The organism is Microbacterium sp. VKM Ac-2923 (genome assembly GCF_022815605.1).
GTDB lineage: Bacteria > Actinomycetota > Actinomycetes > Actinomycetales > Microbacteriaceae > Microbacterium.
The window spans coordinates 91,283-114,246 of the sequence record NZ_JALGRP010000008.1 but is presented as its reverse complement, the minus strand read 5'-3'; the positions used below and the strand labels follow the sequence as shown (position 1 = coordinate 114,246).

The window sequence follows — 22,964 nt, the reverse complement described above, 5'->3', positions numbered from 1 at the left end:
TGTCATAGCCGGGCCGCAGTAACCCCGGGCTCCATCTTTTGCCGCTCTGAGCGGCCATGCGCCGAGAGGCGTTCTGCGGTCCGGCACTTATCTTTTCTGCAGCGGCTCGCGCCCCGCGCAGGACTTCCGCCCCTGCCCCGTCTCACCCCGAGAACGAGATCAGGTAAGCGCGTCGCGACGCCACAGAGCCGCGCATGCCGCCAGGTCTTCGGCGTAGGTCGCGAGGCGCAACGCGCGCGTGGTCAGAGCGGTCGCCCGTTCCGACTCGGTGGTCTCGTAATCGTCGGCCAGGTGTGTCGAGCCCGCGGCCTGAACGCGACAGAAAGCAGCCGCGCGGTCGAGGGCGACGGCGAAGTCGCCCTCGAACAACCCGCGCAGGATCGTGTCGATCAGCCGCACCAGCTCTTCCGGCCCCGCCGGCGCCGGGGCGCCCGCCACGACGGCATCCACCGTCGCCATCTCGACGCGACCGCGCTCGTACAGCAGAGCCGCGGTCGCAGCGTCGTCGTGGATCATCAGCTGCAACAGATACAACCGCCACAGCGCGCCGGGGAGCGAGCGGGCCGGCGAGCGCGACCACAGCTCGGCGATGTCGTCGATGCCATGGTCATCGGTGAAGGCGACGAGTCGCTCCACGATGTCCACGGACGGATCCGCGCGGACCCGTGCGAGGAGGGCGTGCGCCGTGCTGTGGGCGACACGCGACACTTCGGCGGGATCCTCTGCCGAGAACAGACGGTCGAACAGTTCTGCGGGGCGCCGCACCGGCTTGTGGAAATCGCGGGGGGAATCGCTCATCGTTCCAGGCTAGAGCGTCGCCCATCGCACGCGGGCCGCAAGACCCGCGGGCGGGTCGGCCGTGGCCTCAGGCCGTGGCCACGGCCACGACAGGGTCACTGCTGGGCGTGCCGTCGGGCGATCCGCCGGCCGGCTCGATGGTCACGGCGATGACGTCGCCGGCATGCATCTCACCCTGCAGCACGGCAGTGGCGTTGCCGTCGGAGTCGGGTTGGAAGATCCCCGCGGCAATGGGGGTTTCGCCGCGGACAAACCAGAGCTCGTACGTCTTTCCCTCAGCGAGGGACGGCATCCCGTCGGCCACGAGCACGCTCTGTCCCGTCGACGGCGACCAGTGGGCGGTGGCGACCGTCCCATCGGGCATCGTCGCCGAGGCCGACTGCGCGTCAGGGGCGTCCTCGATCTGCTGCAGGGCGACGACCGCCGCGGGAGGCGCGAAGAACTGGCTGATGGTGACGGCCCCGAAGCCGAGCACCAGCACCGCCGCGAACGACGCGGCGAGGGCGAACCATCCACGCATACCCCAGCCCGAGCCTGCGGAGCGACGGGCCGAGACGACCTCGCGTTCCCGCTCGACGGGGATCGGACCAGCGGCCGCGAAGTCCTCATCGTCGCGCGTCGGTGGCGACGATGCGGCTGACTCCTGGGGGAGGTCGGAGATGCGTGCGAACAGTGAAGCACGTACGGAAGGCGGTGGCTCGACCGGGTCGACGGTGGAGCTGATCGCGGCAACGGTGTCTACCGCACCGCGAACGTGGTGGTCCCAGTGCGGATTACCCGCAAGGGCCTCCTGGTACGCGCGCTCATCTGCCTCGGATAGCGCATTGAGCGCATGACCGACGGCGAGGTCGGCGAAGTCCCTCTCGTTCACTTGTCCACCCCCATCTCCATCCTCAAGCGCGACAGGCCGTCGCGCATCCTGGTCTTGACCGTACCGAGCGGTGCCCCGACGAGGGTAGCGATCTCACTTTGGCTGTACCCACCGAAGTAGGCCAGCGTGAGTGCTTCCTTCTGGGCGTCGGGAAGCGTCGCCAATGCATCGACGACGCGCCGCCCTTCGATTTTCAGTTCTACTTTTTCGGAGACGTTGTCGTAAGCGACATCCATATCCCGGAAGCCCGCGCGCACATCTCGATCGCTGCTCGACTGCGATGACCGCACGCGGTCCACCGCACGTCGGTGGGCGATCGTGAAAACCCACGATCTTCCTTGGCCTCTATTCGGAGTGAATCGCGCGGCGGATTGCCAGATTTCGAGAAAGACCTCCTGCAACACCTCCTCGCTCTGAGAGCGGTCGACGAGGACGCGCAGGATGAGTCCGAACGCGCGAGCGGAGAGAGCGTCGTACACCTCGGCGAAGGCGGCGCGATCACCGTCGGCTACGCGCTGTAACAGGATGCCGATGTGATCGACCTTCTCACGCCCCTCATCGGGCAGGTCGAAACCGTCGATCACCATGCATCCATCATTCCGTACTGTCAGAGGCTTTACCGCACGCGCGCGCGAGCCGCGCGAACGTGCGCACAAACCGTTACCCAGGCACCCACACCACCGAGGTCGGGCGGGCGGAAAACATTCTTAAGAATATTTTTTTGCCCCTGAACAGGGCTTTTGTCGAGAAAACGACCCATGAACGGACCGCAACGGACACATTTCGCAATCCGTTCCCCCGGGGGTCCCGAAGACCCTGTGTAAGCCGCTCCACGGCGAACCGCCCCTCGCACCGGGGTGTCCCTGACGGGTCGCAGACGCGATCCGAACGATTTCGGAGGAATGTCATGCTCACCAACAAGAAGCCTGTCGTCGCTGGTCTCGCCCTCGTTCTGGGCTCGGCTTTCGCTCTCACCGCATGTTCGGGTGGTACCACCTCGGGTGGCTCGACCGCCGAGGAGAGCACCGCCCCCTCCATGGAGGCGTCGCCCTCGATGTCGGCCTCGGCATCCGCCATGGACCCGGCCGCCAACCTCGTCGGCCCCGGCTGCGCCGGTTACGCCGAGACCGTCCCCTCGGGTGCGGGATCCGTCGCCGGTATGGCTGCCGACCCGGTCGCCGTCGCCGCCTCGAACAACCCGCTCCTCACCACGCTCACCGCGGCGGTCAGCGGCCAGCTGAACCCCAACGTGAACCTGGTCGACACCCTGAACGGCAGCGAGTTCACCGTCTTCGCCCCCGTCGACGACGCGTTCGCCAAGATCGACGCGGCCACCATCGAGACGCTGAAGACCGACACCGACCTGCTGACCTCGATCCTGACGTACCACGTGGTCCCCGGTCAGATCGCTCCCGACGAGATCGACGGCACCCACGCCACGGTCCAGGGCGCGGATGTCACGGTCGCCGGCTCCGGTGACTCGATCACCGTCAACGGCACCTCGAACGTCATCTGCGGTGGCGTCCAGACGGCCAACGCCACGGTGTACCTCATCGACACGGTGCTCATGCCCCCGATGTAAGTCCTCGGACGCGTGACACCTCACGCATCCGTTCGGTCGATGATCGACCGAGATTGACGGCGAGCGCCGGACCCCAGGCGAGGGGGTCCGGCGCTCGCTCCTTCGTGTGCGGATGCCGCGTCTGTCAGCTTCCTGTCACCACGCCCACGATCTCGTCCTGCACGAGCCGAGCCGCCGTGGGTCCGGCGTTCATGAACCACGGGTCGAAGTCCACGACCACGGCGCGTCCATCGGCCACGGCGCCGAGCGTCGACCACAGCGGTGCGTCCTCGATGAAGGCGATCCCCTGTCCGGTACCGGCGTAGAACACGTGGTCCGCGTCGGCGAGGTCGATCTGTTCCGCGCTGATCTCCTGCGAGGTCTCGTCGAACCGCTGGGACGCGGGGCGAGCGAGGCCGAGGTCTTCGGCCACCCCGCCCGCGAACGAGGGCACCCCCATGATCCGCGTGCGATCTCCCGTCGATTGCAGGAACGACACCGTCGATCCCTCCCCCGGGTGGGTGCGGGCGAACGCCGCGCTATCGGACTGGAGCGAATCGAGGATGCCGCGCGCCGCCCCTTCGTCTCCGAGGGCGTCGGCGATGAGGAGGAAGTCGCTCTTCCAATTCACCCCGTTTCCTTTGGTCACCACGGTCGGCGCGATCGCGGAGAGCGCGTCGTACAGTTCCGCCCCGCGCGTGGAGTTGATGAGGATCAGGTCGGGAGCGGCCTACGCGATGGCCTCGAGATCGGGCTCGGTGCGCTGGCCAATGTCGGTCATGCCGCCGAGCGCCGCGGCATCCTGAGGAAAGGCGTCCCGCAGGTACTGCGGCACCAGGCCGCTGTTCTCGGCGCGGGTGGCGGCGGTGGGCACCGTGCCCAGCGTGAGCAGCGCATCGAGTTGCCCGGTGGAGACGACGGCGATCCGGGACGGATGCGCGGGAATCTCGGTCACCCCCTCGAAGTGCGTCACCGCGCGGGGGAACACGCCGTCGGCGTCGGCGGAGCCCATCCCGGGCTCCAGATCGCGAGAAACGACCCACGCGCCGGCGGAGCCGGCTTCGGCATCGACGGTCGTCGACGGGGCGGCCGGACCCGCGCAGCCGGTGAGGGTGACGACGACGGCAGCACCCAGGAGGGCCACGGTCCGGGGACGGAAACGGGCGGGAAAAGACGGGAAACGAAGTGCGCTCACCAGGTTAGGTTACCCTTACCAAGTGAGCGCTCTCGTCCTGCCCGTGCCCCCGGGGGTGGGCGACCTCGCACGGCGGCGGCGCAGGAGCCGGAGGAAGGCGCTTTCGTCCACCCTCGTGGTCGCCGCGATCCTGCTCGCCCTGATCCTCGCCAGCCTCGCCGTCGGTTCGCGATCCCTCGCCCCCGCGGACGTGTTCGCGGCGCTGGTGTCGGATCGACGGGATGCCGTGGGCGTGATCATCCACGAGCTGCGCGTGCCCCGCACCCTCACGGCCCTCCTCGCGGGCGCCTGTCTCGGTGTCGCCGGGGTGCTGATGCAGGCCGTGACCCGCAACCCGCTCGCCGACCCGGGTCTGCTCGGCGTCAATGCGGGAGCGGCAGTGGGTGTCGTCGTCGCCATCGCCTTCTTCGGGGTCGGCACCGCGAGCGGCTACGTCTGGTTCGCCTTCGCGGGCGCCGCCGGGGCTGCTCTGCTGGTCAACGCCGCGGCCCGCCCCGGTCGCCGCGGCGACACCGTCGGACTCGTGCTCGCGGGGGTTGCATTGAGCGCGTGCCTCGGCGCGGTCGTCCGCATCATCACGCTCGCCGACGACGACACCTTCGAGTCCTTCCGTTTCTGGGCCGTGGGCTCTTTCGAGCGGCGCGATCCCGACGTGGCCCTGCAGCTGCTGCCGTTCGCCCTCGCGGGCGTGGTCCTCGCCGCCCTGGTCGCCCGCGGTCTCGACCAGCTGCGCCTCGGCGACGACCTGGCCCGCGCCCTCGGGGTCTCCCCCGCACTCGTCACGATCGGCGCCGCCACCTCGATCACCCTGCTCTGCGCCGCGGCGACCTCGGCGGCGGGTCCGCTGGCGTTCATCGGCCTGCTCGTCGCGCACGGCGTGCGGGGGATGGTCGGAGGCGACGTGCGCATCTCGCTCCCCGCCGCCGCTCTCACCGGTGCCGCCCTGACCCTGGCCAGCGACGTGATCGGTCGAGTGATCGCTCCGCCCGGCGAGATCGAGGCGGGGATCGTGGCGGCCTTCCTCGGCGCGCCGCTGCTGCTCTGGCTCGTGCTGCGGAGAACCCCGTGAGTGCCGTCTCCACCGCCCCCGTCGTCCGCACCGTCCGCCGCCGCATCGGCCGACGCCGCCGGATCCTCGTCATCGCGCTCACCACCTTGGTCGCCGTCGCCGCCGCGGTGGTCGGCCTCACGACCGGCTCGTTCCACGCCTCGCTGGGCGAGGTGGCATCCGCTCTCACCGGCGACGCGGACGGGCGCACCACGGTCGTCGTGATGGGCCTGCGCGTGCCGCGGATCGTGGCCGCTCTCGCCATCGGCGCCGCCCTCGGCCTCGCCGGTGCCGTCTTCCAGACCCTCGCGCGAAACCCGCTGGCGAGCCCGGACATCGTGGGCTTCAGCGCCGGCTCCGCCACGGGGGCACTCGTCGGCCTCATCCTCATCGCCCCCTCCGCCTCCCCCGCGGTCGGGGCGTGGACGGGCGGGCTCCTGAGCGTGGTCGTCGTGATGCTGATCGCGCGCAGCGTCGGCATCTCGCGCGAGCGCACGATCCTGGCCGGCATCGCCCTCACGACGCTGCTCTCGGCACTCAACGACTACCTGCTCACGCGCGCGCCGGTCGAGGTGGCGCGCAATGCGAGCCAGTGGTTGTACGGGAGCCTCGCCGCCACCTCGGACAGCGACGTCGTCCTGCTGCTCAGCGCGATCGGCGTGCTGAGCGTTGTCCTCGTCGTGCTGCACCGCGACTTCCGTGCGCTCGAACTCGGCGACGACACCGCCCGCTCGCTGGGGGTCCGCACCGGACGCGTTCGCCTCCTCCTCATCACGGTGGCGGCGCTGCTCACCGGTACCGCCACGGCCGTCGCCGGCCCCATCGGCTTCATCGCGCTGGCCGCACCGCAACTCGCACGGCGGACGATGGGCACCAGCGGCATCCCCCTCGCCGGATCCGCCCTGACGGGCGCCGCCGTCCTGCTCGTCGCCGACGTCATCGCCCAGCGCGCCCTCGCGCCGCTGCAGATCCCCGTCGGATTGCTCACGGGCGTCGTGGGCGGCGCGTACCTTTTCTGGATCGTCGCGCGCACCCGCCGATGAGCACGGGGCCCGGTCGCTCCCGGTAGGATCGGTGCATCAGGGCCTGTAGCTCAGTTGGCAGAGCATCGGACTTTTAATCCGCGGGTCGAGGGTTCGAGCCCCTCCGGGCCCACCATTATCTTCGCCTCGCGTTTTTCACGGCACCAGCGTCGGCGCGGATGCCACTGCCAGCACAGTGGCGCACCGGAGTTGCACGCCGTGAGACCGTGCGGTCGGCTGGGTCGCCTCGCCTCGATCAGAACGTCGGGCTGCCGCCGGTGACTCCGAGCACGGTGCCACTGACATAACTCGCTTCGGCGGGCGACGCGAGGAACACATAAGCGCCGGCGAGTTCGGCGGGTTGGCCGATGCGCCCCAGCGGGGTGTCTCGACCCATATTCGCGACCGCTTCCGGCGTCTTCGTGGCTGGGCCGAGCGGCGTCCAGATCGGTCCGGGGGCAACGGCGTTCACACGGATGCCGTCGGCCCCCAGGTCCTGCGCCAGACTTCCGGTCAGGTTGTTGAGAGCGGCTTTCGTGGCCGCGTAATCGATCATCGACACCGATGGGTCGTATGCCTGTACGGAACTGGTGATGATGATGCTGTCGCCCCTGCCGAGGTGCTTCAGCGCCGCTTGGCTGACCCATAGCGTCGCGTAGAGGTTCGTGCGCATTGTGCGATCCACCTGGTCGGCTGTGAGACCGCTGAGGCCCGCTTCTCCTCGAGCCCAGTGGTATCCGGCGTTGTTCACGACGACATTCAGCCCACCGAGCCCTTCTACGGCCCGGGCGACGACGTCTCGACAGGTCTGCTCGTCTCGCAGGTCGCCGGGAGCTACGACGACGTGACGACCCGCCCGTCGGATCCATTCGGCCGTCACCTGCGCATCTTCTTCTTCCTCCGCGAGGTAGGAGATAGCGACATCCGCCCCTTCGCGGGCATACGCGATGGCGACAGCACGTCCGATGCCGGAGTCGCCGCCGGTGATCAGCGCCTTCAGGCCTTCGAGTCGTCCACGGCCCGTCCACGACGATTCGCCATGATCAGGCTCCGGAGTCATGTGTGACGTCAGGCCCGGCGGAACTTGCTGCTGCTCGGCCATACCGCCGTCGTGATCGGCCATGGCTCGAGCGCTCTTGGCGACGGAAGATTCGGGCATGCCTGCTCCTTCTCGGTGGGAGCCATGACACTACGAGCAAGAATCTCCTGCGCCAGCGGGGTTGACCCGTGCCACCGCACGGCGCAGTCGAGTCGCCGGCTACGCACGCGGGCTTCGAGTATCGCGTAAGAGCTGCACCCGCCATCCCGACCGGGGCGGCGATCCGGCCCTGTCACGACGCGCGCGAGATAGCGTTGAGCGAATGACACTGAACCATATTCGACGAGGAAGTGGCAGCCCGCTCCTGCTCGTACACGGTCTGGGCGCAGGGTGGCGCTCCTGGGCCCCGATCCTCGACAAGCTGGCCGAGCACCGCGAGATCATCGCAGTCGACCTGCCGGGGTTCGGCGACACACCACCGCCAACCGGCGAGGTCTCGATCGCCACGCTGACCGATTCGGTCGCGGAGTTCATCCGCGAGCAGAATCTGGACGGAGTCTCGACTGCCGGCCAGTCGATGGGCGGGCGAATCGTGCTCGAGCTTGCGCGGCGGGGAGTCGGCGGGGACACGGTGGCGCTGGACCCGGGCGGATTCTGGAGCGACCGAGAGCTGGCCGTCTTCAGCGCCACGCTGCGACCCTCGATCGCCTTGGTTCGAGCGCTGCGAGGCATGCTGCCCGCCCTGCTGGGCAACGCCGTCGGAAGGACGGTGCTGCTGGCGCAGTTGTCCGCACGGCCTTGGGCACTCTCGCCAGAGACCGTGCTGCCGGACGTGCGCGGACTCGCCGACTCCCCCGCGACCGGCGCGGCCATGGACGCGCTCACCAAGGGACCCAAGCAGCGGGGCGCTCCGGCCGGGACCGCGCCCGGGCGGGTCACGATCGGGTGGGGACGGCGCGACTGGGTGACCGTGCCCAGACAGGCCACTCGTGCCGCAGAACTCTTCCCCGACGCCGAACTGCACTGGTTCGAGCGGTGCGGTCACTTCCCGCAATGGGACGTCCCTCGGGAAGCGACCCGCCTGATTCTCGACCGCACCGAGTAGGTCCGGCACTCCTCCCCAGGGCCCATCCGCGACGCTGTGGATGTGCAGGCCGAGCAGGGTCATTCAGAGATCTGGCCCTGGCGGGCCAGAGCGAACCCCTCCCCTGCGCAGTGAGGGAGCGCGCTGCACGAGTTCTAACGAACGACCGCGGTCGGTGCCGAGGTGCGCTGCGCCGAGGTGAAGCCCACCTTGCTGCCGGTCACGGTGACGGTGATCCGCTTGCCGATGTTCGTCGTGGCGACCTTGAGCGTCTTCCCCGTCGCTCCGGCGATGTCGACGCCGTCCGCCTTCCAGCGGTAGGTCAGGGTGACCGGGCTCGGCGTCCACGTGCCCGGGTTCGCGGTCAGAGTCGACCCGAGCTTCGCGGTGCCGCTGATGGTCGGGGTGACCGCGCCGAGGGTCCCCGCGGTGACCGGCGCCGTCGGCAGCGAGGTCGCGGCATCCGATCCATCCGACGCGGAAACGGTGACGGTGACGCGCTTGCCGAGGAGGGTGCCGGGCAGGGTGAACGAGCTCCCCGCAGCGCCGGCGATGGCGACACCGTCCGCCTTCCACTGATACGCCACCGGAACCCCGCGTCCGGAGGCGGCGATGAGGGTCGAACCCGACGTCGGCGTCCCCGCGATGGTCGGGATCGGCGGCGCCGCAGGATCGGACCGGTAGACGGCCACATGCTCGACCGACATCGTGCCGCCGGAAGTCTTCGGCGCCGCAGCGCTGTCGCAGCCGCACACGCCGTTGGGCAGCCCCCCGCCGATGGCGAGGTTGAGGATGAGGAAGAAATCGTTGGGGACGGCCGCATCCCAGGCGCTTTCTCCGACCTGAGCCTCCTCGACGACGTGGGTACTCACCGCGTCGACGAAGAACTCCAGCCGTTCGGCCCCGGGCTCGGTGCGATCGATGAGCGTCGAGTACGTGTGGAAACCGGTCAGGCAGGAAGCACAGTCCTGCAGACCGCTGGTGATTCCGAAGGGCTCGTCGCAGGCACCCCCGTCGGGAAGATCGCAGTGAAGGGTCTGAATCACCTGCGGTGTTCCGTTCACCGCCTCGAGCATGTCGATCTCGCCCGTGCGCGGCCAGTCGATCTGCGCGTTCGCATCGCGACCGAGGGCCCAGAACGCGGGCCAGTACCCGGTCGCGTCTGCGACGGCGGGCAGACGAATGGATGCCGTCAGGAGAAGCCGTCCGCCCGCCGGTGCCGAGAACGACTTGTCGGCGGTGATGATGCGCCCCGACGTCCAGTCGCCGGACGCGTCGCGGAGGGCACGGATGCCGAGTGCGCCCGCCCCGTCGAGGAACACGTTCGCGGTGGACGCGGTGGTGCGGTCGACGGCACCCGTCCCCCACGTACCGATCTCGTGCTCCCACTGCGGACCGACCGCGGCACCCGCGGGCCCGTCGAAGTCGTCGCGGAACAGCGTCGACCACCCCGGAGCACCTGCGGGGGCGGATGCGATGACCGCCGTCGGTACGGCATCCGGGGATCGCTCCGCAGCGGCGGCCGCGCCCGGTGCGCCGGCGAGGGCCACGAAGGTGAAGAGGGTGAGCACGACGGCCGCGTGACGCAGCGCCGGACGAAAGCGACTGACCATGACGAATTCTGCCTTTCGAATACCGGACGATGGCGGAGAAAATCGTCACGCACGACCGTTGCGTGAATCACCCTGGAATGAATCTGACAGAAGCGGTGAAAAGACACAAGAAACGCCGCGCGCCGTCCTTTTCCTCCTCCTGCGCCGATCTTGGGGTTCTCTTGCGGTGAAGCTGTCGGCATCTCGTATTCACCCGCATAGGTTCAAGGGTGTCCGGGCGCCTCCTGCGCTCCTGACAGCCCGCGTAAGCGGCAGCGGGGCTGCGATTTCTTCATCGGCAAGCCCATTCCCGGCGCATCCGTGCGTGCGCCGGCGACGGAGAGGACCCGATGACGACCACCACACGGCGTGCCCGCAGGCACGCTTCCTCCCTCCCGCGCCGGGCGTCGTGGGAGGCTCCGCCCGAGAACCTTCCGACTCGGCGCTCGCCGAGCCCGCGCCGCCGCACCTCCCCCTCGATCAGCGAACTCGAGCGTCTGGCGACACCGGCCCGGCATCCCTCCCTCGCGGCCTCAGCGACCGGGGAGCAGCACGCCGAGGTATCGGTCTTCGCGACCACCCCGACGAGGGAGCATCTCGGTGAGGTCTCCGTCTTCGCTACCACCCCGACGAAAACGCGGCACGGTGAGGTCTCGGTCTTCGCGGCCGCCGCGCTCGGCACCTCGCTTCCGATCGATGCGGACGCGCCGGTCGCCACCCCCACGCGCCGTCGCCGCGCAGGCGCCCGCACCGGGAGCCTCGTCGCCGCCCTCCCCGCTCACAACGAGGAAGTCGGCATCGCTGCCGCGATCCTGGGCCTGCAGAACCAGACGTCCCCGCCGGATCACATCGTCGTCATCGCCGACAACTGCACGGACCGGACGGTCGAGATCGCGCGAGCGCACGGAGCCGAGGTCTTCGTCACGACCGGCAACACCCATAAGAAGGCAGGGGCGCTCAACCAATTCCTCGCCGAAGCACTCCCTCAGCTGCAAGAAGACGACGTCGTACTCGTGCAGGACGCCGATTCCGCCCTCGACCCCGACTTCCTCGAGATCGCCCGGAAAAATCTCCGTGGCAAGATCGGTGCCGTCGGCGGGGTGTTCCGGGGCAGCGAGGGCGGCGGATTCGTCGGCCACCTCCAGCGAAACGAATACGCGCGCTACGGCCGCGACGTGCGTCGGCTTCGCGGAAAATGCCTCGTGGTCACCGGGACCGCCGCTGTGCTCCAGGTCGGTCTTCTGCGCCGGATCGGCGCGGCTCGCCTCGCCGGCGAACTCCCCGCCGGGGACGGACAGGGCGGCGTCTACGACACCTCCGTGCTGACCGAGGACAACGAGCTCACCTTCGCCATCCGTCACCTGGGTTACGACGTGCTCAGCCCCGCCGGGTGCACCCTCGTGACCGAGATCATGCCGACGTGGGGCGACCTCTGGCGCCAGCGCCTGCGATGGAAACGCGGGGCGATCGAGAACTGCGTGCAGTACGGCCTCACGCGGGTCACCCTGCCGTACTGGGGTCGTCAGATCCTCACGATGATCGGCTGCGTGATCACGTACATCTACCTCGCCACCATCGTCTACGCGATCGGCTGGGACAGCTTCTCGATCCAGCCGTTCTGGCTGGGGGTGACCGCGATCTTCGTCGTCGAGCGCATCGTCACCGTCCGCGACCGCGGATGGCGGCACATGGTTCTCGCCGGGCTGATGTACGAACTCGTCATCGATCTTTTCCTGCAAATCGTCCATACCAAGGCATACCTGGATGCGCTGACACGACGTCGGCGCGACTGGTGAATGGAGACCCACCATGTACAACAACATCGCTTCCTCCACCGGAGCCGGCGTCGGCGCCGGAGCACTGGCCATGACCGGCACCAACTCGGTCTGGCTCGGCCTCGCCGCCTTCGCGCTGATCGCCGCCGGTACGGCTGTGCTGCGCATCGTCCCCCGTCGCACGCGCGAGTCCTGAAACGCGGCCTGCACCCCGACGACCGTCGGCGCATCCGCGTCGGCGGTCGCCTATCCGTCGGCGTCGGCGGTCTCGGCGTCTTACGCCTCCGCAGCCGACCTGAGTGGCACGACGAGCGTCAGCAGCCCGTCCCCGAGTCGAACTCGGCGAAGCTCCGGCCGCCCGATTGCCAGCGGCAGACTTCGCCGGCGGACATCCTGATCGCCGCGATACCCGTTCCGCGGGCTCATCGAACTTTCATCAGGTGCGCGGATAGGGCGCGGGCACGGTGACACGGGATCCTCCCGCGACGGCTGTCACCTGAGCCGTACCCGCCGGAATGGAGGACTTCCCCGTGGAGAAGGCTTTCGAGACGGTCTTCCCCGGCAGAACCTGCGGCGCGGAGGCACTGCCGTAGGGTGTGACGACACTGAGGTCGGCCGGCGTGGTTCCGGTGTTCGTCGCGGAGACCGTGAGCACCACCTTGCCTGCGGCGATACGTGTCGTGGCCTTCGCCGTGACGGAGGCGCCGACAGCGACCGTGGTGCGCGGCAGCTCGGCGGTAATCGCGGCGGAGCGGGCGATGATCGTCACCGTGCCTGCCGCACCTCCGGTGCGAACACGCGGCACCGCTGCGGCGCCGTCGGCTCCGGAGGCGACGGTGGCAGTCGTCCCGCCCGTCTCGAAGGTCGCCGGCCCCGTGATCGTGAAGACGACCGATCGACCGGAGAGACCGCCGCCCCGCGCGTCGCGGACCACGACCGACTGACCGAGATCCTTCACGGTGGCGGTGGGAACGGACTGCGCCGTGCCGCGGACCTCGAGGGACGCGGCCGGGGTGACGGCGCCAACGGCGACCTCGGCGACCCCTGTCGATCCTCCGTACTCGTTCGCGCCCCAGGCCGTGAAGGTCAGGCGCAGGGCGGTCGTGACCACGGGAGCGAAGGTCACGGTGTTGAGCGTGTCGCGTTCGCGACCCGGCGTTGCCGGCACCGCGCCGGTGACGGGCACCCAGGACCCGTCGATGAGGTGCTCCACTCTCCACGAGCGGGCGGGGATCAACCCGCGCCCGTCCGCGTCGGCCGCGTCAGCGGCGAAGAGCACGGATGCACTGCTGACGGTCACGTCTGCCGGCCAGCGCAACTCGAGTGACTGCTCCCCCACTCTCGGCCAGGTCCCCCACGTCGATCCCGTGTTGTCGTCGACTGCCGACTCGGCGGCCGTCCATGGGGAGGCGTAGGAAGCGGAGACCGCCGAACCGAGTGGCGCAATGTTTCCGACGTACTCGGTGCAGGGCACCGTCACGGTGACCGTGGCACGACGGGTGGCAGCGTCGATACGGTCAACACGCACGGACATGCCGGAGTTCAGCGTCGCCGTTTCGCCCGCGACGACGAATTCGTTCGCCTCACTGGGGTCGCCGGGGCGCTCCAGCAGATCTCCGCCATACGGCTGATCGGGGTTGGAGCGGAGCACCTGTACACCCGAGACGGTGCGGGCGACCGCCCAGGGGCTTCGGTAGGCGCCCCCGTCGGAGGTGACGTCAGCGCGGTCGCTGTACTGCAGCCAGTAGCGCAGTGACGAGTCCTGCGGGTCGGTCCAGGTCAGGGCGCGCTGCCCCGCTGGGCCGGCTCCGAGCGTGTCGAGCACGGCCGTGCGCGGAGCGCCGCAGACGGGCTGACGGGTGTTCGGAAGGGTCCCCAACCGCGCCAGGGTCGGTGCCGACAACGGGAGGAACGCCCACGAATCGCCCATCACGTCGGTGCGGTTGCCGTACTCCTCGCGTCGGCAGTCCGCGGGAAGGGGGGTGGCGGGGTAATCGCGGGTCGTGCCGCACTGCACGCTGAACGCGTGCGGCAGGGAGAGGTTGTGGCCCAGCTCGTGCGCGAGGAGGTAGGCGTCGGGTCCCGGCTGGAACGTGCGCCCTCCGTCGTCCGGGTCGCCGGGCTGCTCGCCGTTGGCCCAGCCCGGACACGGGTCTCCCCCGGGGACCATGACCACGAGGTGCTTGCCGGGGCCCGGAGTCCAACCGGTCTTCCGAGACACCCAGTCATGCAGCCCGCCTGTGTTCGTGCACCCGATCGGCTCGTCGACCGCCTGCCAGTCGATGACCCGCTCCAATTCGAAGCGGATCGCGCCGCCGGTCTCGCGGTCGTAGAATCCGTCCACCAACTGGAGCGAGCGAACGGCGTCGGCGGTGCTGAACCCGCCGGGGATGGTGCCCTGTGGGGCGACCAGCGCGATCGTCACGCGGTGTGTGCGGATCTCGGCGCGGCTCGGAATGTCGACGTCCACGAAGTCGGCGGCGAGTGCGCGCGCTGCCTCACGGGTGGTCGCCTCCGCCTCAGGTTCGACGAGGGTGGGCTCGGATTCGGTCGTCGCCTGGGGTCGATCGGGCGCGGGTGCGTCGACGGCGGGAGTCGACACGGGAGCCGCGACTGCCGGCTGCCCGATGAGCAGGGTAGGCAGAATGAGCAGGCTGGCGAGGGCGGTGGAGATCAGAGCTGAGCGTCGCATCGTCGTCCTTCGAGAGGGATGCCTCGCCCGCGGGCATCGGACCGTCCGCGGTGAGGGTTGCCCGATGTTAGCGTGAACAAAGGATGACCGCATCATGCGGACCGTTCCGACACGGTCACGCCCCCATGACGCCGACCGCACGCACCGTCCCGGTCCTCAGCCGAGCAGCGCCACCCCGAAGCCCGCGACCACGGTGCGCACCTCGCCCAGGTAACGCTGCGCCTGCTCGGTGAGGGGGATCGCGGTGCGACCGATCCAGCCGATCTCGATCTGCTCGTCGACGTCGAGGGGGACGGCGACGATCTCGGGGTCGAGGTCGTCGCTGATGATTCCCGTGGAGATGGTGTAGCCGTCGAGGCCGATCATGAGGTTGAAGATCGTCGCGCGATCCGACACGCGGATCTCCTGCTTGCTCGACAAGGTCGAGAGGATCTCCTCCGCGAAATAGAAGGAGTTATTGGCGCCCTGGTCGAAGGTGAGTCGGGGCAGGTCGACGAGGTCGTCGAGGGTCGCGCGGGCGCGGGACGCTAGGGGGTTCCGTCGAGAGACGAAGATGTGCGGTTCGGCGAGGAAGAGCGGATGGAACCCCAGCCCCGAATCGCGCAGCAGCTTATCGAGCACGTTGCGGTTGAAGTCGTTGCGGAACAGGATGCCGATTTCGCTGCGCAGCGTGCGGACATCCTCGATGATGTCGAACGTCCGCGTCTCGCGGAGCGAGAACTCGTACTCCGCGGCATCCGACGCCTTCACCATGCGCACGAAGGCGTCGACGACGAAGGAGTAATGCTGCGCCGAGACGCCGAGGAGGCGCCGCGACGGCGGGCGGCCGAGGTAGCGCTGCTCCAGGAGCTCCGCCTGCTCGACCACCTGACGGGCGTAGCCCAGGAACTCGACGCCGTCGCCGGTGAGCGTCACCCCGCGAGCGGAACGGGTGAGCAGGTCTCGCCCCACGCGGGCCTCGAGATCGCGCATCGCCGCCGACATGGTCGGCTGGGCGACGTACAGCAGGTCGGCCGCTGCGCTGATCGATCCTTCGGCGGCCACCTCGATGAAGTACTGGAGCTGCTGCAGCGTGAAACCGCCGGACCGCTTGGGCATAGGTCGAGGCTATAGCAGGGCATAGCAACGCGGAATTACCCGATGACCTCCGCCGCCCGGCACGATGAGGGCACCGACTCACCCGAGGCCGTCACCGGTCTTCCCGCTCCCGGATTGGCATCCCATGGCGAACGACATCACGTTCAGCATCACCACCACCCGTTTCGACGAGGACTACGCGCCCGCCGAGGGCTCGCGCGTCACGACGAACTTCGCCAACCTCGCGCGCGGCGCCGACCGGCAGCAGAACCTGCGCAATGCGCTCACGATGATCGACCGCCGCTTCAACGACCTCGCGCCGGGCGACGACCAGGGCGGCGATCGCTACCGCGTCGAGCTCGACATCATCTCGGTCCAGCTGCAATTCTCCGACGGCGCCGACGAGGAGTTCCCCGTCATCGAGGTCCTCGACGTGCACATCGTCGACACCCTCACCGGCGAGCGCCATCAGGGGATCGTCGGTAATAACTTCTCGTCGTACCTGCGCGACTACGACTTCAGCGTGGTGCTGCCCGCCGCACAGGCGGCCGCCGGCGGCTTCACGGTGCCCGACGACTTCGGCGACCTGCACGGCAAGCTGTTCTCGCATTTCCTCGACTCGGCCGCGTACCGCGAACGCTTCCCCCTCGCGCCCGTCATCTGCATCAGCGTCTCGACCAGCCGCACCTACCGCCGCACCGGCGTCGTGCACCCCGTCCTGGGCGTCGAGTACGCACAGGACACCAGCTCGTCGCTGACCGACGAGTACTTCGGCAAGATGGGGCTGCAGGTGCGCTACTTCATGCCGCGCGGCAGCGTCGCGCCGCTGGCGTTCTACTTCCGCGGTGACCTCCTGGCCGACTACTCCGACCTGCAGCTGACGGGCACGGTCAGCACCATGGAGACCTTCCAGAAGATCTACCGCCCCGAGATCTACAACGCCCGCACCCCCGCCGGCGACGTCTACCGTCCCAGCCTCGAAGCAGCGGACTTCGAGCCGACCGAGGTGACCTACGACCGGGCAGAGCGCAGCCAGCTCGCGGTCGTGCAAGGACGCTACGCCGAGGAGCACTTCGTGAAGCCGCACCGACGCATCCTCGACCAGTGGGCCGCCGACTACTCGCTCGCCACCCGATGACCCGCGAAGGATCGACCGCCGTGTCCACGCTGCTGCCCACCGCCACCGTCGGAAGCCTCCCCAAGCCCGCGTGGCTCGCCAAGCCCGAGGTGCTGTGGTCGCCCTGGGAACTCGAGGGCGACGTCCTCGTGGAGGGCAAGCACGACGCTCTGCGCGCCGCGGTGCAGGAGCAGGAGCGCCGTGGCCTCGACATCATCAGCGACGGCGAGCAGACCCGCCAGCACTTCGTCACCACGTTCATCGAGCACCTCGACGGCGTCGACTTCGAGAACCGCGAGACGGTTCGCATCCGCGACCGCTACGACGCCAGTGTGCCGACCGTCGTGGGCGAGGTCAGTCGGCGGCAGCCCGTCTTCGTCGAGGATGCCGCGTTCCTCCGCGCACAGACCGATCGGCTCATCAAGTGGGCCCTGCCCGGTCCGATGACGATGATCGACACGCTCGCCGATCGCCACTACCGCAGCCGCGAGAAGCTGGCGTGGGAGTTCGCGACGATCCTGAACCAGGAGGCCCGTGAACTCGAGGCCGCCGGGGTCGACATCATCCAGTTCGACGAGCCCGCGTTCAACGTGTTCTTCGACGAGATGAAGGACTGGGGTATCGCCGCCCTCGAACGCGCGGCCGAGGGTCTGCGCGCCGAGACGGTCGTGCACATCTGCTACGGCTACGGCATCAAGGCGAACACCGATTGGAAGGCCACCCTGGGGTCGGAGTGGCGACAGTACGAGGAGTCCTTCCCCCTGCTGCAGCAGTCCACCCTCGACACCGTCTCGCTCGAAAGCCACCACTCCCACGTGCCGATCGACCTCATCGAGTTGATCCGCGGCAAGAAGGTCATGCTCGGGGCGCTCGACGTCGCCAGCGAGCGGATCGAGACGCCGCAGGAGGTCGCCGACACCCTGCGCCGCGCGCTGCGGTTCGTCGACGCCGACAAGCTCGTTCCCAGCTCCAACTGCGGCATGGCGCCGCTGCCGCGTCACGTCGCGTACGACAAGATCAGCGCCCTCTCCGCAGGCGCGCGCCTGCTGCGCGAGGAACTGGTGGGCGGCGCGTCCTGACGCCTGGCCCACGACAGCGAATGCCACGGCATCCGAGTGCGCGCCTCTCCGGGTGTCACGCGCACCACGGATGCCGTGGCAGAGTCGGTTCATGCCCATCGCTGCCGATGACCCCCGCCTGACCTCGCCCTTCGAGGCCGCCGCCACCCGCTACGACGATGTCCCCTTCCTGCGCGCAGGCTCGAGCGGCATCCCCCTCCCCCGCATCTCACTCGGGCTGTGGCAGAACTTCGGCACGGCGCGACCGCTCGACACGCAGCGCGAGATCCTGCGGCACGCGTTCGATCGGGGTGTGGTGCACATCGATCTCGCCAACAACTACGGCCCCCCGTACGGTGCGGCCGAGACCACCTTCGGGACGGTGCTCGACACCGACCTGCGCCGGTACCGCGACGAGCTGTTCCTCTCGACCAAGGCCGGCTACGACATGTGGCCGGGCCCCTACGGTGACGGCGGATCGCGCAAGTACCTGATGCGCTCGCTCGAGCAGAGCCTCACCCGCATGCGCACCGACTACGTCGACGTCTTCTACTCCCACCGCGTCGACCCCGACACGCCGATCGAAGAAACCGTGCACGCCCTGGCCGACATCGTCCGCAGCGGAAAGGCCCTCTACGTCGGGATCTCGAACTACCCCGCCGACCTCACCCGCCGCGCTCACGAGCTGCTCGCCGCCGACGGTGTGCGCCTCTTCGTGCACCAGCCGCGGTACTCGCTCTTCGACCGCACGCCCGAGGCCGAGCTGTTCCCGGTCCTGCGCGAACTCGCCGTCGGCAGTGCCGTGTTCTCGCCGCTCGCGCAGGGGCTCCTGACGGCCAAGTACCTCGACGGGTCGGTGCCCGCCGACTCCCGCGCCGCCGACAGTCGCTTCCTCGACGCCTCGGCGCTCACCGACGACTACCTGGAGCGCATCCGTGGGATCGACGGGATCGCGCGGGAGGCGGGACTCTCGATTCCGCAGCTCGCCGTCGCGTGGGTGCTGCGCGACCCGGTGGTCACCACCGCGATCATCGGGGCCTCCCGCACGAGTCAGATCGACGATGCGGTCGCCGCCAGCACGACCGCGCTGACGGATGACGTGATCACCGCGCTCGATGGGTTCGCCGCCCCCGTGGGCGAGCGGATCGCCTGAGCTCCGCACCCCGTCTCCGCAGGGGGCGGTGCCTCAGCACACCCGACCACCACATGCAAGCACCCGTCGATCCCCTCCCCCATCGCCTTGGCTGAGAGCACTCATTCGACGAGAGGAATCACCATGGGAGTCGCCCGCTGGATCGGAACCGGGGCTGTGGGACTTGCGGGAGCCGTACTCGCACGGACGGCCATCGGTCGGGCAGCCGCAGCGGGGACCGTGGCCTACCGCGTGTGGAAGGACCCGAAGGTGCAGAAGATCCGTCGCAAGGTCACGGCCAAGATGCTGAAGCAGCGCAGCACGCGCTGAGGTCGTCGGACGTTCCCGACGCGTTCACGAGAGCACGCTACGGTCACCCCTGAGGAAGCGAGGGGGAGTCAGGTGCCGTGGAGAACTCGTCGACGCGTCGGGACCGTCCTCGGCGTCCTGGCCGTCATCCTCGTGGGAGGCGGGGCGGTCATGATGTACGGGTTCCTCGCCGACGAGACGAGGTTCGACAGGCCGAGCGCCGAGCTCGACGCGCTCCGCTCGGATGTCGCCGCGGTGCCCGGCGTCCGCGCGGTCGATGCGCAGCGATGGGTGGAGGCCCCCACGTTCTCCGTGCCCTCGTCCTCGGTGCGGGTCTCCGCCGAAGCCGAAGCGCTGCCCGCCGTCCTGAAGACCGCATGCTCCACGGCCTATCCCGAGGCCGTGTCCTGGAATCTCGATGTCGACACCGCAGCGGGAACCGGGGTGTGGCTCCACGCTGACGCGACGCGCGGCTGCCCCGACTTCGGCCTCGATCCCGGCGCCGTCGTGCAGGGACTGGACCGCCTGGTCCCCGGCATCCGGATCTCCGCCTCGATCGGGGAGGGGGGTCGTCTCGTCCTCTCCTCGATGGAGGAACCGTCCCCCGACTTCGCCGACGTGCTGCCCCTCGTCGACAGGGCCGACGACCTGCGCAGCGCCGCCGGCATCGACCCCGACGCGGTCGTCGAGGTCGGTTCGTCGCTGCTCATCGTCGACGTCGAGGCTGGCGCGGGTGCGGCGACCCGCACACTCCTGACCACCCTCACCGACCGATACCAGGTCACCGGCTTCTTCGCCGGGGGATCGGGGACGCCGGTCGACGGCGTCGACAAGGTCCAGGTGACCGCACCCGCTCAGCACCACGCGGCGATCACCGGGGCCATCGCCGGGTCGGGACTGCCGTTCGCAGCCCTGCCCGTCAGCTTCCTGGGCTGAGGACGCGGCTCAGCGTCCGGGCCACAGCGGGCGCAAGACGCGGCTCAACGTCCAGGCCGCAGCGGGCGAAAAACGCACTTCGGCGTCCCGGCCACAGTGGTCGGAGGACGCGGCTCAGCGTCCGGGCCACAGGCCCAGGACGATGCACGCGACGCCCGCGACCCCGAGGACGACCACGTACACGCCGCGGTGGTCCGTGTCGATCACGCGCGTATAGACGCGGTTCACACGCGCGGCGGTCGCGGGAAACCGAGTCCATGCGGTGGCCAGCAGCACGAACGGCGCGGCGAGCGCGACGAGGAACACCGCGTAGGCGAGCCACCGCAGCAGCGGATGGTCGCTCACCCCGTCGGCCACCCGCCCGGTCATGTACATGATCGGCAGCGTCGTGAAACCGACGACGGAGCAGCTCGCCCCCAGCAGGGCGTAGCTCCAGGCGTGCGCGCGCGGAGCGACCGGCGTGACGTGCGCCCGGCGCACGGGCGTGCGGAGCTTCCACGCCGTCATCGCGGCGGCACCGGCGAGGAAGACCGCTCCGGCCACGAGGTCGACCGTGCGGTCCAACACGGCGGCGGTCGTCTGCCGTTCCGCCGCCGCGACGAACTCGGTGGGATCGAAGCTCTGCAGCACCAGGTAGAGGACCGTGGCCCCGACGGCGAGACCCGCGACCATCCACGCCATGCGAGGGGCGACCCGGGTGTTCTGGGCGAGCATGTCCGCCGTCGCGCCGTACAGCGCCGGGTTCAGTCCGAGGGAGAGCCCGAGTCCGACCATCGTCAGCAGCGCCGCCGACCAGCGGGCGAAGTCGTCCACGCGGTCGGCTCCTCTCGAGCGAGCGGGCGGTGGATGCCGCGCCGGCGGGGTGACTCACATCGTAGCGACGAGCGAGCAGGTCCCACCCGATCCACGGGCTCGGGAGTCAGCGCTTTCGCCTCTCCCCGCGGAGCGCCGACGTCGCCGAACGGCATCCGTTTCATCGTCCGCTCCGAAGATCATGTGAGGCGATGTCGTGTACGCGCGACCCGCGGAAACGAGGGATGCCATGACCACCGACATCGCGGCGAAGGCCGACGGGACGACGAAGGTCCGTCGTCCCCACGCGTGGATCTGGGCGGCGCTGTCCGGCGTGGTGTCCGCAGCGGCACTGCTGGCGGTGGCCGAGGTGTTCGCCGCTCTGGTCGCGCGCTCGGCGAGCCCCGTCCTCGCGGTCGGCTCGTTCATCGTCGACATCGTCCCGCGCCCCCTGAAAGAGCTGGCGATCACGCTCTTCGGCGAGACCGACAAGATCGCCCTTCTCGCCGGCGTGGGGCTGGGCGCCGTCGTGGCCGCCGCGATCGCCGGCGCGCTGGAGTACCGGTTCCGCTTCGTCGGGGCCGTGCTCCTCGGCATCGGTGGCATCCTCGCCACGGCCGCCATCCTCACCCGCGCGGGCGCCGGTGCCCTCGCCTGGCTCCCGCCGCTGCTGGGAACCGCGGTCGGGATCGCCGTGCTTCTGCTGAGCATCGCGCGGCTGCGGCGCTGGGTCGCCGCGGCAGGCGGACGTGACGCGCAGACCGCCGGTGCCAACCGCCGTCAGTTCCTTCTCTTCACCGGCATCACGGCCGTCGGGGCCGTCGTCGTCGGCATCGGCGCACGCGTGCTGAACGCGACGACCGCCTCTGTCGCCGCCGCGCGCGACGCCCTCCGGCTGCCCGCCGCCCGCTCGACCGTCACCGTTCCCGAGGGCGCGAACTGGGAGATCGACGGTCTGACCCCGATCATCACGCCCAACGACGATTTCTATCGCGTCGACACCGCCCTGACGGTGCCGAACGTCGACCCGACCACGTGGCGTCTGTCGATCGAGGGCATGGTGGACACCCCGATCGAGCTCAGCTTCGACGACCTCGTCGGCATGGGCCTCGACGAGTACGGTGTCACCCTCACCTGCGTCTCGAACGAGGTCGGCGGCGGTCTCGTCGGAAACGCCATCTGGACCGGCATCCCCATCCGCGATGTCCTGCGCATGGCGGGCGTGCAGGGCGACGCCGACATGGTGCTCTCGGAGAGCGTGGACGGCTACACGGCATCCACTCCCCTGTCGTCGCTCACCGATGACAACCTGGATGCCATCTTCGCCGTGGCCATGAACGGGGAACCCCTGCCGTTCGAGCACGGATTCCCCGTGCGCATGGTCGTACCGGGCCTGTACGGCTACGTCTCCGCGACGAAATGGGTGACCAAGCTCACCGTGACCCGCTTCGACAAAGACCAGGCGTACTGGACCCCCCGCGGGTACGCGGCCGAGGCTCCGATCAAGATGTCGTCTCGCGTGGACACCCCCAAGATCGGAACGCCCATCGCGGCAGGCTCGGTCGCCATCGCCGGCATGGCGTGGGCGCAGCCGGTCGGGGTGCAGAAGGTCGAGGTCAGCATCGACGACGGCGACTGGCAGGAGACCCAGCTCTCGACCCCCATCAACGACCAGTCGTGGGTGCAGTGGAAGCTGGACTGGAACGCCGAGCCGGGTTCGCACTACATCGCGGTGCGCGCGACCGATAAGGACGGCAACCTGCAGGTCCAGGATCAGGCCCCGATCGCTCCCGACGGCTCGAGCGGCTGGCAGCGCACCCTCGTCACCGTGTCGTCGTAGCCGGGGACGGCAGCCTGTCCGGCGTC

General features: G+C 69.4%; 22 protein-coding genes and 1 tRNA gene. 13 read left to right on the top strand and 10 right to left on the bottom strand.

The window, feature by feature from the left end:
- Positions 1 to 159: 159 nt before the first annotated feature.
- The 3 genes from MT347_RS13550 to sigK form a co-directional block, all read right to left on the bottom strand.
- Positions 160 to 798: a DNA-directed RNA polymerase subunit beta gene (locus tag MT347_RS13550; RefSeq protein ID WP_243501733.1), complete on the bottom strand. Its 639-nt coding sequence runs from the start codon at positions 796 to 798 to the stop codon at positions 160 to 162.
- Between the two features lie 67 nt (positions 799 to 865).
- Positions 866 to 1,669: an anti-sigma factor domain-containing protein gene (locus MT347_RS13545; protein ID WP_243501732.1), complete on the bottom strand. Its 804-nt coding sequence runs from the start codon at positions 1,667 to 1,669 to the stop codon at positions 866 to 868.
- Positions 1,666 to 2,256, bottom strand: coding sequence for an ECF RNA polymerase sigma factor SigK (gene sigK / locus MT347_RS13540; protein WP_243501730.1), 591 nt, complete (start codon positions 2,254 to 2,256; stop codon positions 1,666 to 1,668). Before sigK ends, MT347_RS13545 begins: the two co-directional genes overlap by 4 nt.
- 320 nt (positions 2,257 to 2,576) lie before the next feature.
- On the opposite strand from sigK, the gene MT347_RS13535 reads away from it, so the two are divergent.
- Positions 2,577 to 3,251, top strand: coding sequence for a fasciclin domain-containing protein (locus MT347_RS13535; protein ID WP_243501728.1), 675 nt, complete (start codon positions 2,577 to 2,579; stop codon positions 3,249 to 3,251).
- A gap of 124 nt (positions 3,252 to 3,375) precedes the next feature.
- Here MT347_RS13535 and MT347_RS13530 read toward each other — a convergent pair whose 3' ends face one another.
- Together MT347_RS13530 and MT347_RS13525 are read right to left on the bottom strand one after the other, a co-directional pair.
- The gene (locus MT347_RS13530) at positions 3,376 to 3,945 is read right to left on the bottom strand and encodes an ABC transporter substrate-binding protein (protein WP_308194237.1); all 570 of its coding nucleotides are present in this window, start codon (positions 3,943 to 3,945) and stop codon (positions 3,376 to 3,378) included.
- Positions 3,946 to 3,960: 15 nt separating this feature from the next.
- Positions 3,961 to 4,425 carry a hypothetical protein gene (locus tag MT347_RS13525; RefSeq protein ID WP_243501727.1) on the bottom strand — a complete coding sequence of 155 codons (465 nt, stop codon included), beginning with the start codon at positions 4,423 to 4,425 and terminating at the stop codon, positions 3,961 to 3,963.
- Between the two features lie 22 nt (positions 4,426 to 4,447).
- Here MT347_RS13525 and MT347_RS13520 point away from each other — a divergent pair, with 22 nt between their 5' ends.
- The 3 genes from MT347_RS13520 (at position 4,448) to MT347_RS13510 (ending at position 6,631) form a co-directional block, all read left to right on the top strand.
- Positions 4,448 to 5,494, top strand: a complete 1,047-nt coding sequence (locus MT347_RS13520) for an iron ABC transporter permease (RefSeq protein ID WP_243501725.1) — start codon at positions 4,448 to 4,450, stop codon at positions 5,492 to 5,494.
- Positions 5,491 to 6,516, top strand: coding sequence for an iron chelate uptake ABC transporter family permease subunit (locus MT347_RS13515; RefSeq protein WP_243501723.1), 1,026 nt, complete (start codon positions 5,491 to 5,493; stop codon positions 6,514 to 6,516). Before MT347_RS13520 ends, MT347_RS13515 begins: the two co-directional genes overlap by 4 nt.
- Positions 6,517 to 6,555: 39 nt before the next feature.
- A tRNA-Lys gene (locus MT347_RS13510) sits at positions 6,556 to 6,631 on the top strand.
- Positions 6,632 to 6,751: 120 nt separating this feature from the next.
- Here the strand turns inward: MT347_RS13510 and MT347_RS13505 are convergent.
- Entirely contained in the window at positions 6,752 to 7,654 is a 903-nt protein-coding gene (locus MT347_RS13505) for an SDR family oxidoreductase (protein WP_279391353.1), read from the bottom strand.
- A 202-nt stretch (positions 7,655 to 7,856) separates the two neighbouring features.
- On the opposite strand from MT347_RS13505, the gene MT347_RS13500 reads away from it, so the two are divergent.
- Entirely contained in the window at positions 7,857 to 8,639 is a 783-nt protein-coding gene (locus MT347_RS13500; RefSeq protein ID WP_243501721.1) for an alpha/beta fold hydrolase, read from the top strand.
- Positions 8,640 to 8,773: 134 nt separating this feature from the next.
- On the opposite strand, the gene MT347_RS13495 is transcribed toward MT347_RS13500, so the two are convergent.
- Positions 8,774 to 10,231 carry a family 16 glycosylhydrolase gene (locus MT347_RS13495; RefSeq protein WP_243501719.1) on the bottom strand — a complete coding sequence of 486 codons (1,458 nt, stop codon included), beginning with the start codon at positions 10,229 to 10,231 and terminating at the stop codon, positions 8,774 to 8,776.
- Positions 10,232 to 10,560: 329 nt separating this feature from the next.
- On the opposite strand from MT347_RS13495, the gene MT347_RS13490 reads away from it, so the two are divergent.
- Positions 10,561 to 12,006, top strand: coding sequence for a glycosyltransferase family 2 protein (locus MT347_RS13490; RefSeq protein ID WP_243501718.1), 1,446 nt, complete (start codon positions 10,561 to 10,563; stop codon positions 12,004 to 12,006).
- 13 nt (positions 12,007 to 12,019) lie between these two features.
- Positions 12,020 to 12,181 carry a hypothetical protein gene (locus MT347_RS13485; protein WP_243501716.1) on the top strand — a complete coding sequence of 54 codons (162 nt, stop codon included), beginning with the start codon at positions 12,020 to 12,022 and terminating at the stop codon, positions 12,179 to 12,181.
- A 240-nt stretch (positions 12,182 to 12,421) separates the two neighbouring features.
- On the opposite strand, the gene MT347_RS13480 is transcribed toward MT347_RS13485, so the two are convergent.
- Complete coding sequence (locus tag MT347_RS13480; protein WP_243501715.1) at positions 12,422 to 14,677, bottom strand: hypothetical protein; 2,256 nt, start codon at positions 14,675 to 14,677, stop codon at positions 12,422 to 12,424.
- A 156-nt stretch (positions 14,678 to 14,833) separates the two neighbouring features.
- Positions 14,834 to 15,775, bottom strand: coding sequence for a LysR family transcriptional regulator (locus MT347_RS13475; RefSeq protein ID WP_243501714.1), 942 nt, complete (start codon positions 15,773 to 15,775; stop codon positions 14,834 to 14,836).
- A 124-nt stretch (positions 15,776 to 15,899) separates the two neighbouring features.
- On the opposite strand from MT347_RS13475, the gene MT347_RS13470 reads away from it, so the two are divergent.
- The 5 genes from MT347_RS13470 (at position 15,900) to MT347_RS13450 (ending at position 20,306) form a co-directional block, all read left to right on the top strand.
- Complete coding sequence (locus MT347_RS13470) at positions 15,900 to 16,892, top strand: putative oxygenase MesX (RefSeq protein WP_243501713.1); 993 nt, start codon at positions 15,900 to 15,902, stop codon at positions 16,890 to 16,892.
- Between the two features lie 20 nt (positions 16,893 to 16,912).
- Complete coding sequence (locus MT347_RS13465) at positions 16,913 to 17,950, top strand: methionine synthase (protein WP_243501710.1); 1,038 nt, start codon at positions 16,913 to 16,915, stop codon at positions 17,948 to 17,950.
- A 91-nt stretch (positions 17,951 to 18,041) separates the two neighbouring features.
- The gene (locus MT347_RS13460) at positions 18,042 to 19,082 is read left to right on the top strand and encodes an aldo/keto reductase (protein ID WP_243501709.1); all 1,041 of its coding nucleotides are present in this window, start codon (positions 18,042 to 18,044) and stop codon (positions 19,080 to 19,082) included.
- A gap of 123 nt (positions 19,083 to 19,205) precedes the next feature.
- Positions 19,206 to 19,391: a hypothetical protein gene (locus MT347_RS13455; RefSeq protein WP_243501708.1), complete on the top strand. Its 186-nt coding sequence runs from the start codon at positions 19,206 to 19,208 to the stop codon at positions 19,389 to 19,391.
- Between the two features lie 72 nt (positions 19,392 to 19,463).
- Positions 19,464 to 20,306 (top strand): hypothetical protein, encoded by an 843-nt coding sequence (locus MT347_RS13450; protein WP_243501707.1) that lies wholly within the window; start codon positions 19,464 to 19,466, stop codon positions 20,304 to 20,306.
- A gap of 114 nt (positions 20,307 to 20,420) precedes the next feature.
- On the opposite strand, the gene MT347_RS13445 is transcribed toward MT347_RS13450, so the two are convergent.
- Positions 20,421 to 21,119 carry a hypothetical protein gene (locus tag MT347_RS13445; RefSeq protein ID WP_243501706.1) on the bottom strand — a complete coding sequence of 233 codons (699 nt, stop codon included), beginning with the start codon at positions 21,117 to 21,119 and terminating at the stop codon, positions 20,421 to 20,423.
- A 229-nt stretch (positions 21,120 to 21,348) separates the two neighbouring features.
- Here MT347_RS13445 and MT347_RS13440 point away from each other — a divergent pair, with 229 nt between their 5' ends.
- Positions 21,349 to 22,938, top strand: coding sequence for a molybdopterin-dependent oxidoreductase (locus MT347_RS13440; RefSeq protein WP_243501705.1), 1,590 nt, complete (start codon positions 21,349 to 21,351; stop codon positions 22,936 to 22,938).
- Positions 22,939 to 22,964: the final 26 nt, after the last annotated feature.

Bases quoted from the DNA above. Each gene is read 5' to 3' on its own strand.
- MT347_RS13550 (WP_243501733.1), bottom strand. From the start codon at position 798: ATGAGCGATTCCCCCCGCGATTTCCACAAGCCGGTGCGGCGCCCCGCA.
- MT347_RS13535 (WP_243501728.1), top strand. From the start codon at position 2,577: ATGCTCACCAACAAGAAGCCTGTCGTCGCTGGTCTCGCCCTCGTTCTG.
- sigK (WP_243501730.1), bottom strand. From the start codon at position 2,256: ATGGTGATCGACGGTTTCGACCTGCCCGATGAGGGGCGTGAGAAGGTC.
- MT347_RS13455 (WP_243501708.1), top strand. From the start codon at position 19,206: ATGGGAGTCGCCCGCTGGATCGGAACCGGGGCTGTGGGACTTGCGGGA.
- MT347_RS13480 (WP_243501715.1), bottom strand. From the start codon at position 14,677: ATGCGACGCTCAGCTCTGATCTCCACCGCCCTCGCCAGCCTGCTCATT.
- MT347_RS13485 (WP_243501716.1), top strand. From the start codon at position 12,020: ATGTACAACAACATCGCTTCCTCCACCGGAGCCGGCGTCGGCGCCGGA.
- MT347_RS13490 (WP_243501718.1), top strand. From the start codon at position 10,561: ATGACGACCACCACACGGCGTGCCCGCAGGCACGCTTCCTCCCTCCCG.
- MT347_RS13460 (WP_243501709.1), top strand. From the start codon at position 18,042: ATGCCCATCGCTGCCGATGACCCCCGCCTGACCTCGCCCTTCGAGGCC.
- MT347_RS13500 (WP_243501721.1), top strand. From the start codon at position 7,857: ATGACACTGAACCATATTCGACGAGGAAGTGGCAGCCCGCTCCTGCTC.
- MT347_RS13440 (WP_243501705.1), top strand. From the start codon at position 21,349: ATGACCACCGACATCGCGGCGAAGGCCGACGGGACGACGAAGGTCCGT.
- MT347_RS13475 (WP_243501714.1), bottom strand. From the start codon at position 15,775: ATGCCCAAGCGGTCCGGCGGTTTCACGCTGCAGCAGCTCCAGTACTTC.
- MT347_RS13470 (WP_243501713.1), top strand. From the start codon at position 15,900: ATGGCGAACGACATCACGTTCAGCATCACCACCACCCGTTTCGACGAG.
- MT347_RS13505 (WP_279391353.1), bottom strand. From the start codon at position 7,654: ATGCCCGAATCTTCCGTCGCCAAGAGCGCTCGAGCCATGGCCGATCAC.
- MT347_RS13495 (WP_243501719.1), bottom strand. From the start codon at position 10,231: ATGGTCAGTCGCTTTCGTCCGGCGCTGCGTCACGCGGCCGTCGTGCTC.